The following is a 959-nucleotide window of genomic DNA, read 5'->3' on the forward strand; positions in this document are numbered from 1 at the left end:
CCACGGCCGAGTTCGCCCGCCCGGACTTCTCCGCCCCGCAGGCTCCCCAGGCTCCCCAGGCTCCCCAGCAGGGCATGGACCCGGCGGGCACCGCCCAGTTCGCCCGTCCGGACTTCGGCGCTCCGCTCCCGCAGGACCAGGGCTACGGCTCCCAGGCCCCGCAGGGCCAGGACCAGGGCTACGGCTCCCAGATCCCGCAGAGTCAGGACCAGGGCTACGGCTCCCAGATCCCGCAGGGCCAGGATCAGAGCTACGGCTCCCAGGCCCCGCAGGACCAGGGCTTCCCTTCCCAGGCCCCGCAGATGCCCGCACCGCAGCGGCGTGACTCCGCGGACTTCGGCGCACCGCGTCCTCCCCTGCCGCCCAGGGGCGAGCAGCAGCACCGGCCCGCCCTGCCCCCGCAGCACCAGCAGGAGGCACTGCCGCCGGCCGGTCCGGGTGACGGACGTACACCGCTGTACGACACGCTGGAGACCAACTGGTTCCACGGCCCGCAGGGCGGCCAGCCGTCCGCCGAGCCGCAGGCACCGGTCGCTCCGGAGCCCTCCGGCGACCAGGCTCCGTCCATGCCGCGCCGCGGCGCGGCCGACACCGCGGCCACCAGTTCCTGGCGCGCCTCGCCCAACGACGAACTCGTCCGGCAGGCCGAGCGGGTCAAGAAGCCCGCGGCGGGCGGGATCACCACTTCCGGGCTGCCTCGCCGGGTCCCACGTGCCAATTTGGTGCCGGGCACTGCTCAGCAGCAGAATCATCAGTCCGGACCTCAGGTTTCGCGTGCGCCGGATGACGTACGCGGCCGTCTGACCAATCTCCGCCGGGGCATCCAGCAGGGACGACAGGCCAACAACGGCCCGTCTACCGGCAGTTTCCAACTCGGCCCCACTCACCAGCAGGAGCGTTAGTTGAGCCCCATGAGTCAGGCCGCGCAGAATCTGAACTGGCTGATCACCAACTTCGTG

The 959-nt window shown here is 72.2% G+C and carries 1 pseudogene; it reads left to right on the forward strand.

From position 1 onward, the window contains the following. Positions 1-902: pseudogene (locus tag IH13_RS0135775) on the forward strand (histidine kinase); the annotation flags it as partial. Between the last annotated feature and the right edge of the window lie 57 nt (positions 903-959).

This window comes from Streptomyces sp. NRRL WC-3549 (genome assembly GCF_000721935.1).
In the GTDB taxonomy this organism is placed as follows: Bacteria; Actinomycetota; Actinomycetes; order Streptomycetales; family Streptomycetaceae; genus Streptomyces.